This is a genomic window from Pseudomonas sp. H2_D02, assembly GCF_054677635.1.
Map to the genome: position 1 here is coordinate 6128681 of NZ_CP162816.1, position 8786 is coordinate 6137466.

The 8786-nt window shown below is 61.6% G+C and carries 10 protein-coding genes; 4 read left to right on the plus strand and 6 right to left on the minus strand.

Annotated features, from left to right (window positions below; all coding sequences use genetic code 11):
- The first annotated feature begins 83 nt into the window (after positions 1 to 83).
- On the plus strand, positions 84 to 398 hold the full coding sequence (locus tag AB4N42_RS28030) for a putative quinol monooxygenase (RefSeq protein ID WP_030139722.1): 315 nt from the start codon (positions 84 to 86) through the stop codon (positions 396 to 398).
- Here AB4N42_RS28030 and AB4N42_RS28035 read toward each other — a convergent pair.
- Positions 388 to 1152: a sulfite exporter TauE/SafE family protein gene (locus tag AB4N42_RS28035; protein WP_431146288.1), complete on the minus strand. Its 765-nt coding sequence runs from the start codon at positions 1150 to 1152 to the stop codon at positions 388 to 390. The genes AB4N42_RS28030 and AB4N42_RS28035 overlap by 11 nt on opposite strands.
- A gap of 207 nt (positions 1153 to 1359) precedes the next feature.
- Here AB4N42_RS28035 and AB4N42_RS28040 point away from each other — a divergent pair, with 207 nt between their 5' ends.
- Together AB4N42_RS28040 and AB4N42_RS28045 are read left to right on the plus strand one after the other, a co-directional pair.
- Entirely contained in the window at positions 1360 to 2241 is an 882-nt protein-coding gene (locus AB4N42_RS28040; RefSeq protein ID WP_460115637.1) for a LysR substrate-binding domain-containing protein, read from the plus strand.
- Between the two features lie 99 nt (positions 2242 to 2340).
- Positions 2341 to 2685 carry a cupin domain-containing protein gene (locus AB4N42_RS28045; protein WP_003177747.1) on the plus strand — a complete coding sequence of 115 codons (345 nt, stop codon included), beginning with the start codon at positions 2341 to 2343 and terminating at the stop codon, positions 2683 to 2685.
- A gap of 234 nt (positions 2686 to 2919) precedes the next feature.
- Here the strand turns inward: AB4N42_RS28045 and mmsB are convergent, their stop codons facing one another.
- Both mmsB and AB4N42_RS28055 read right to left on the minus strand, forming a co-directional pair.
- Positions 2920 to 3807, minus strand: a complete 888-nt coding sequence (mmsB, locus tag AB4N42_RS28050) for a 3-hydroxyisobutyrate dehydrogenase (protein ID WP_030139719.1) — start codon at positions 3805 to 3807, stop codon at positions 2920 to 2922.
- A gap of 10 nt (positions 3808 to 3817) precedes the next feature.
- Positions 3818 to 5344 (minus strand): CoA-acylating methylmalonate-semialdehyde dehydrogenase, encoded by a 1527-nt coding sequence (locus AB4N42_RS28055; RefSeq protein ID WP_460115638.1) that lies wholly within the window; start codon positions 5342 to 5344, stop codon positions 3818 to 3820.
- Between the two features lie 139 nt (positions 5345 to 5483).
- Between AB4N42_RS28055 and AB4N42_RS28060 the strand changes: the two genes are divergently transcribed.
- A complete protein-coding gene (locus AB4N42_RS28060) occupies positions 5484 to 6431 on the plus strand; it encodes a LysR family transcriptional regulator (RefSeq protein ID WP_030139717.1) in 948 nt (315 codons plus the stop codon).
- Here AB4N42_RS28060 and AB4N42_RS28065 read toward each other — a convergent pair.
- Genes AB4N42_RS28065 through AB4N42_RS28075 form a run of 3 tightly spaced genes read right to left on the minus strand, consistent with a single transcriptional unit; the run spans position 6428 to position 8773 of the window.
- Entirely contained in the window at positions 6428 to 6931 is a 504-nt protein-coding gene (locus tag AB4N42_RS28065; RefSeq protein WP_030139716.1) for an OmpA family protein, read from the minus strand. The two genes, AB4N42_RS28060 and AB4N42_RS28065, sit on opposite strands and share 4 nt — an antisense overlap.
- Positions 6932 to 6935: 4 nt before the next feature.
- Positions 6936 to 8204 (minus strand): diguanylate cyclase domain-containing protein, encoded by a 1269-nt coding sequence (locus tag AB4N42_RS28070; RefSeq protein ID WP_030139715.1) that lies wholly within the window; start codon positions 8202 to 8204, stop codon positions 6936 to 6938.
- Positions 8201 to 8773: a YfiR family protein gene (locus AB4N42_RS28075; RefSeq protein WP_030139714.1), complete on the minus strand. Its 573-nt coding sequence runs from the start codon at positions 8771 to 8773 to the stop codon at positions 8201 to 8203. The genes AB4N42_RS28070 and AB4N42_RS28075 overlap by 4 nt, the downstream gene beginning before the upstream one ends.
- Between the last annotated feature and the right edge of the window lie 13 nt (positions 8774 to 8786).

Sequence of the window (8786 nt, forward strand, 5' to 3'; positions counted from 1 at the left end):
AACTGTTTTGATCCATACGCACGAATAAGCGCCTGATTGTTGCCTTAGAATCCTCCGCACTTTCAGTCCAGGAGCCTACCCTGATGAGTGATTTGCACGGTTTCATCCTGCACGCCAAGACCCGCCCGGAAAAAGCCGAAGCCTTCGAAGCGTTGTTCCGCGCCTACGTCGAACCCAGTCGCGCCGAACCCGGCTGCATTGAATACCACATGCTGCGGGACCAGCAGGACCCGACGCTGTTCATCTTCTACGAAATCTGGGCGTCCCAGGCTGATCTGGACGTGCATTCGAACCTGCCGCACATGAAGCAGTTTTTCGAACAGCGTATGGATTACCTGGAGCGCGATTTCGAGATTCGTCGCGTCGACATGCTCAGCCGGTCCTCGGCTAACCGCTGACCAGCAGATGGCCGCCGAGCACACCGAGGCCAATGAAAAATACCCGTTTGAACAGCACGGCGCTGATCCGCTGGCGCAGCCATTGCCCGAGCCACATTCCCAGCAACGCCGGTATCAGCGCCAGCAGCGATGCACTCAACTCGCCGCCGCCCAAGGCGCCTCGCCACAACAGACCGGCCGCCAAGGCCAGTGTTGAAACGGTGAATGACAGGCCCAGGGCTTGTACCAGCTCATCTCTGTTCAAGCCCAACGCCTGGAGATACGGCACCGCCGGAATGACGAATACACCGGTGGCTGAGGTGATCACACCGGTGAGCAACCCGCAAAGCGGAGCGAGCCAGCCTTCCTGCACGGCGCCGATCCGCAACGTCGGTAAAAACAAACCGCTCAATGCGTACACCATCAGCGCGGCGCCCAGTCCCCTTATCGCCCAGGCCCCTCCCACCATGCCGATCCACAGCGTACCGAATCCGGTGCCAATGAAAATCGCCAGCAGCAACGGCCATAGGCGTAGGACAAGCCCCCGTAAATGCCCGCCAAACGCCAATTGCCAGACGTTGGTCAGTGTCGCCGGAATGATCAGCAACGCCGCAGCCTGCGTCGGAGCCATAGCCAACCCGAGCAAGCCCATGGCGATCGTTGGCAGGCCGAGTCCGATCACGCCCTTGATCGTGCCGGCCAACAGGAAGGTACCGATGACCAGAAGGGAAAGGGCCGGGCCGAGGTTTTGGTAGAACGCGATGAGGGTGTCCATGGGGTTATCGTGCGCCCGGGGCGTTGGTTTGGAAATGTGTCATACACTGAGGGTGCCTCTCTTTCAGCAAGAGGCTGAGACTCTGTTGGCGCTCCTGGCGCCTTCGCGAGCAGGCTCGATCCCACAGTTGAAACGCAATTCCTTGTGGGAGCGAGCCTGCTCGCGAAGACGGCATACCAAACACCGTAAAACTTGAGACAGGCCCTCATGCACTTCGACCTCACCGACCTGCGCCTCTACCTGAATATCCTCGACGCCGGCAATATCACCGCCGGTGCAGCCCGCAGCCATTTGTCCCTGGCCGCGGCAAGCGCTCGAGTCCGCACCATGGAGGCGTCCCTGGGCATCGATTTGCTCGAACGCGGGCGACGTGGCGTGACCCCGACACCGGCCGGCAAAGCCCTGGCCCAGCATGCCCGAATCCTTTTGCAGCACACCGAACATCTGCAACAAGACTTGGCCGAATACGCCAGAGGCGTCAAGGGCCGGGTGCGACTGCTGTGCAACACCAGCGCCATGACCGAGTACCTGCCGGAACCGCTGGCCGATTTTCTCAAGACCCATCCGAACCTGGATATCGACTTGCAGGAACTGCCCAGTTCACGCATCACCCATGCCCTGCGCCAAGGCGCGGCGGATCTCGGGATCATTTCCGACGCCGTTGACACCGATGGCCTACAGGCCTGGCCTTTTCGCGACGACCCGCTGGTATTGATCCTACCGGCTGGACACCCACTGGCTGACGACCGAGCCGTGCGTTTCAGCGAGACCCTCGGGCACGACTATGTCGGCCTGAACGCCTCCAGTGCCCTGGCGATCCACCTGGAAGAACAGGCCCTGCACATCGGCTCGCGCATGCAGATCCGCATTCGCGCCGACGGTTTCGACGGGGTGATTCGCATGGTCGCGCACGGTGCGGGCATCGCCATCGTGCCGAAGGCGGCCATCGACCGGCGCCCGCCCGAGCCTGGGTATCACTGTGTCCCGCTGCAAGAGGCATGGGCCCACCGGGCGTTGCTGCTCTGCGCCCGCAACTTCGAAGCTTTGCCTGCCTATGCCAAGACCCTGGCTCGGCATCTGGCTGATTGATGCGCGCTTCTGGACAGCCCGGTGTCGAGCACAGGCATCTGCCCACTCTTGCTCCGCGCTAGGGTGCAGGTTCTTTTTTGCCCCTTTTCCGGAGCTCACATGACCGCACCCATCACCGTCCTGCGCGACACCCATCCGCTGCCCGTACTCGACGCCTGCAAATGGGAAAAGCTTGAAGGCGATCCGCATACCGTCAACCTCAACGCCTACACCAGCGAGGACGGCAGCAAGATCATGGGTACCTGGATCTGCACGCCCGGCAAATGGCGTGTGGATTACGTGAAGTGGGAATACTGCCATTTCCAGGAAGGCTACTGCGTGATCACCCCGGACGGCATGGCACCGATCCATCTGCGGGCCGGTGACATCTTCGTCGTCGAGCCGGGCATGAAAGGTACTTGGGAAGTGGTCGAGACCGTGCGCAAATATTTCGTGTTTGCCTGATACAAAAAACCGAGAGACCACCCGACGTGGTCTCTCGGAAAACAACTTCTGGAATGCATAACCCTGTGGCGAGGGGATTTATCCCCGCTGGGCTGCGAAGCAGCCCTGAAATCTGACGCCTCGGTGTGCCAGATGAATAGTACTGACTGTTTTGGGGCCGCCTCGCGACCCAACGGGGCGGTGCGACGTTTCGCTAAATCCCCTCGCCACAAAAGCTTCAGAACACCGCAGGTTTTACTGCGGCTTGCGATAGCTGTTCACAATTGCCGAGAAGTCCTGGCCACCCTCGCCCCGCTGGCTCATCGCCTGATACAGCTGCTGCGCCACCGCCCCTAATATCACCGGCTGACGAGCCTGACGCGCCGCTTCGGTGGCGAGGCCCAGGTCCTTGAGCATCAAGTCCGCGCCGAAACCGCCGGTATAGCCACGGGATGCCGGCGCCGTTTCGATCACGCCGGGCCAAGGGTTGTAGGTATCAGAGCTCCAGCATCGCCCGGTTGAACTGTTGATGATGCCGGCCAGCACCTGGGTGTCGATCCCCAAGGCATCGCCCAAGGCCATGGCTTCGCTGACACCGACCATGGAAATCCCCAGCAGCAGGTTGTTGCAGATCTTGGCGATCTGCCCCGTGCCGACTTCGCCGCAGTGAACGATGTTGCGGCCCATTTGCGCCAGCACCGGTTGCAGGGTGGCGAACAGCTCGTCGGTGGCGCCAACCATGAAGGTCAGCGTGCCCGCCGCGGCACCGCCGGTGCCGCCCGAGACCGGCGCATCGGCCATCGCCACCCCTTGCTTCGCCGCGGCAGCCGCGACGTCGCGGGCGGTCTGCGGATCGATGGTGCTGCAATCCACAGCCGGCGTACCGGCGGCGATGCCGGCAAGCACACCGTCCTCACCCAGCCAGACGCTGCGCACATGAGCGGCGGCGGGCAACATGGTAATCACCAGCGCCGCGCCCTGGGCCGCGTCGCGGGGCGAGGCGCTGATGGTGCCGCCCAACGCCGCCAGTTCGGCCAGCACCGCCTGGTTCAAGTCGAACAGGTTCAGCGAATGGCCGGCCTTGAGCAGATTGCGCGCCATGGGTGCGCCCATATTGCCCAGGCCGATAAATGCAATGTTCATGTCCGGCTCCTCAACGCAGATTGATGGTGGTGTTCACACCGTCATTGACGCTGTCGTCGTCGAACCAGCGCGCGGTCACGGTCTTGGTCTGAGTGTAGAACTGCACCACTTGTTTGCCGTAAGGGCCGAGGTCGCCGAGTTTCGAACCACGGGAACCGGTGAAACTGAAGAACGGTACCGGCACCGGGATCGGAATGTTGATACCCACCTGCCCGACGTCGATTTCGCTCTGGAATTTGCGCGCCGCCGCACCGCTCTGGGTGAACAGGCCGGTGCCGTTGCCGAATGGGTTGGCGTTGACCAAGGCAATGGCCTGGTCGAGGGTATCGACTTCCAGCACCACCAGCACCGGGCCGAAGATCTCTTCGGTGTAGATGCGCATATCGGTCGTCACGCCGGAAAACAGGGTCGGGCCGACAAAATTGCCCTGTTCGAAGCCCGGCACGTTGATGCCACGGCCATCGAGTTCCAGCTTCGCGCCTTGCTGCACGCCACTTTCGATCAGTTCGAGGATCCGCGCCTTAGCCCGCTTGGAAATTACCGGCCCAACGTCCGTGCCTGGCTCGCTGCCGGCGTTGACCTTGAGTTTCTGTGCCAGGGCCTTGAGCTCCGGCAACCATTGCTTCGCTGCGCCCACCATCACCACCACGGAGGTGGCCATGCAACGTTGCCCCGCCGCGCCGAAACCAGCACCGACCAAGGCGTTGAGGGTCTGCTCACGATTGGCATCGGGCAACACCACCGCATGATTCTTGGCGCCCATCATCGATTGCACGCGCTTGCCATGGCGGCCCGCCAGGTCATAGACATGGGTACCGACTGCCGTCGAACCGACAAAGGAAACGGCCTTGATGTCCTTGTGGGTGCAGAGCGCATCCACCACATCCTTGCCGCCGTGCACCACGTTTAGAACGCCCGCCGGCACGCCGGCCTCGATGGCCAGCTCCACCAGGAGCATGGTCGACAACGGATCCTGTTCCGACGGCTTGAGCACAAAGGTGTTGCCGCAGGCGATGGCCATCGGGAACATCCACAGCGGAATCATCGCCGGGAAGTTGAACGGCGTGATGCCCGCGCACACCCCGATCGGTTGGCGCAGCGTGTAGGTATCCACCCCCCCGGCGACGTTTTCGGCAAACTCGCCCATCTGCAGGGTGCCGATGGAACAGGCATGCTCGACCACTTCCAGGCCACGGAAAATATCGCCCTCGGCGTCGGCGATGGTCTTGCCTTGTTCCGCGCTGAGCACCGCGGCGATGCGCTTGGAATGCTCGCGAATCAATGCCTGGAGCTTCAGCATGATGCGCATCCGCGCACCGATGGGCGTCAGTTTCCAGGTCTGGAAAGCACGCTGGGCGGCGGCGATGGCGGCATCGACTTCCGAGGCCGTGGCGAACGGAACCTTCGCCAATACCTGCTGGGTGGCCGGGTTGACGATGTCATGCCATTCGTTGGATTGGGATTCAACCCACTCGCCATCGATCAACAGTCTGACGGTTTGCAGGGCAGTGTCGCTGGGCGTAAGGGAAACGTTCATGCTGGCCTCCGGGATTGTTCTTATAAGAGAGCGCTGGTTCAGCAACGACCAAGGTGAACGGACACCTTGGTGATAAGACGGTTTTTGGAGTATAGATGTGCAAACTTCTAATAAGAACGCACATAAAGTCCGGTCCATCATGCAAAAAAACATCACCTCCCTGGGGTCGCTGAATTGGGATGACCTCAAGTTTTTCCTCGAAGTGGCCCGTACCCGCAAGGCCAGCACGGCCGCCAAGCGCCTGGCGGTCGATTACACCACGGTGTCGCGACGCATCAGCTCGCTGGAAGCTTCACTGGGTACGCTGCTGTTCGAGAAATCCCGGACCAACGGTTTTGTCCTGACGGCTGAAGGCCAACGATTGCTGGGCTACGCCGAATCGATCGAAAGCACGCTGCACATGGCTTGCGAACAGGTCTCAGGCTCCGGCGTCGCGCTGTCGGGCCATGTGCGCATGGGCTGCACAGAAGGCTTCGGCAGTTTTTTCATCACGCCGCAACTGAGCCACTTCGTCGATGCCTACCCGGCCATTTCCGTGGACATCCTGCCGCTACCGCACTTCATCAGCCTCTCCAAGCGCGAAGCCGACATCGTCATCGCCCTCGAACGCCCAGAACACGGCCCATACGTATGCTGCAAGCTGTGCGACTACCGCCTGCAGCTCTACGCCACCCAGCAATACCTGGACAACCACCCGCCCATCCACCGTCCGGCGGACTTGGGCAAGCACTCGTTCATCAGCTATGTGGACGACCTGGCATTCAGTTCCGAGCTGCTCTACCTCGCCAACGTCCTGCCCGGCGCGCATGCTCACCTGCGCAGCACCAGCGTGATCGCGCAATTTGTCGCGGCCCAACAGGGGCGGTCGCTGGCGATCCTGCCGTGCTTCCTGGCGGCCCAGGACCCACGCCTGTTGCCGGTGCTGCCGGAGGAAATCACGGTTACCCGGCAGTTCTGGATGTATTGCCGGGAGGACCTGCGCAAGCTCAAGCGGATCACCTTGTTGTGGGATTACATTCGCGAGGTGACTGAACAGAACCGGCTGTTGCTGATGGGCGACAGCCGGGAGATGGTGTTTGCCGATTAGTCGGCAATGACCACGATGGCGACGCGGCGGTTTTCGGTGCGGCCGCTGGCCGTGTCGTTGGATGCGACGGGTTGGCTGCTGCCCAGGCCGCGCAGCTGGACGTTTTCTTCTCGCATGCCCACGCCTGTCAAGACCTTGCCAACGCTGTTGGCCCGGCGTACCGACAGTTGTTCGTTATAGGCTTGGGAGCCCGATGCGTCGGTATGACCGTCGACACGTACTCGCTCGATACCTGCGCCCAACAGGGCCTTGCCGATCCGCTCGACAATTTCGGTACTGGCAGGATTGAGGCTTTCCACATCGCTGCCAAACAGCACTTTGCCGGAGAGACCGAAGGCCCAGCCCTCCTCCGTCAACTTGAAACCCTGCTCCTTGAGGACGGCGATCTGCGCTGGGGTCAGGCCTTTCGGCGGTGTGGTCTGGCACCCGGCGAGGGTAAAAACGGCGATCAATAAAAATGCTGCGAATCGCAGCAGGGGGAAACGAGCATTTGAACGCATGCAATCAGCTCCTGGTTTGAAGATCCGCGACCGGGTGCTCCGACCCTGCCGTGTGTTGGCCGCCTCGGGCGAGGCGCTTGGCCTGGTACATCGCCGCATCGGCGGCACTCAGCAAGGCGCCGGGCGTGGCACCATGTTCGGGAAAAACCGCGATACCGACACTGAGGGACGTCAAGACCGAGGCATTGCCGGGCAACTGAATCGGCATGTCCATGCTGGCAATGATTTTCTCAGCGATCCGCTCGGCATCCTCGACCTTGTGCAGGGGCGTCAGCAGCACGGCAAACTCATCGCCCCCCAGGCGCGCGACCAGGTCATTCTCTCGCAACTGCGCGCGGACCCGGGTCGCCACGGCAGTCAGCACCGCGTCGCCGGCAGCGTGACCGAAGTTGTCATTGATGCCCTTGAAGCGGTCGCTGTCCAGATACAGGACGGCCACCTGCTCGTCGAGCTTGCTGGCATTGCGCAACGCGCGGATCAATCGACCTTCGAAAAATGCCCGGTTAGGCAATCCGGTCAGGCTGTCGTGGCTGGCCTGGTGAGCCAAGGTTTCGTTTTCACTTTGCAGATGGGTCTGCCAGGATTCCAGTTCGGCAAGCAAGGCGTTGAAGTCGTTGCCCAGGTTGTCCAGTTCAGCGATGTCGGCCGGCGGCACGCGACGATCCAGAGCGCGCTCGCAGCGCGCGGCGTGAGCCACTTCAGCCAGGCTGCGCAGTGGCCCGGTAATCGACCGCAACTGGCGCCTCGCCAGATACAGCGCGACCCAGGCGCTTATCGCCGTACATAAAACAATGCCCGCGAGGCCGCTAAGCAAAAATCGCAACAGGCTTCCGCCATGTCCGGCCAGCAAGATTCTGCCGATGTTCTGTCCTTGGTGGACGATGGGAAGGCTGATCGGTTTTTCCAGGAATGCCTTCGCGATATGCAATTCCAGACCCGACAAGAGGCCGGTGTCGGGTCGCTGCCAGTGAGCCAGAAGGCGACCGTGCTCATTGAATATCTGCGCATCGGCTACTTCTTCGGTGGCGGCAATCAGCGCCAGCGCTTCCGTGGCGGCGGCCGCGTCATCAAACACCACGGCGGCCTCCACGGTGTAATTGATTGAACGGGCGATCAAATGCAGGTTGTGATCGGCATAGACCCGCAACGCGAGCACGCCGAGCAGCGTCAGCGAAATGCTGGCCATGGAGATCGCCACCAGTGCGACGATCAGATGGCCGCGACCGATAACCGAGCCCAACGTGGGCCGAACTCGTGGCTTTGGGGAACTCATGGGGCGGCCGGCCTGCGACGTGAAAGCTGGAGAACGCTCGGATGAATTCGCACGCCACTGCGCGCAACCGAATCAAGGTTGACCTCGAACGAGACCTGTTCATCGCCGACCCGCAGGCAGAACAGACTGCCCACGGTACATTGATCGCCCCCCTCGCTGATGCTCAACACAGGCTTGCCAATCAATGACGTGAACAGGCGCGAGCGTTCCTCATTGGTCAGCCTGCCGATGTAGACAGCGTTGCAGTCGTCGGCGATGCCAGGATGATCTGCCAGCACCCGCTGCACGGATACCGGTCGGCCCGTGGCCTGGGTCGTACCTTTGACAAGCACATCGGTATATTGAGTCGGACCGACGATACAGAGCTGCAATTGTGTCGGCTCCACAGGCCAACGGGCATAGCTGAGGATGCCCAGCACGACCTGTGTGACCGCTTCGGCTCGCTGGTCGGCGCGGTCGGGGGTTGCCTGCTCTTGAGCGACCACCGCGAATGACAGCATCCATAGGAAGCCGGCAAGCACATGAGGCTTCCAGTTCTCGCTGCACGCTGCCCCCCGAACTGCCACCATCCTGGATGATCTC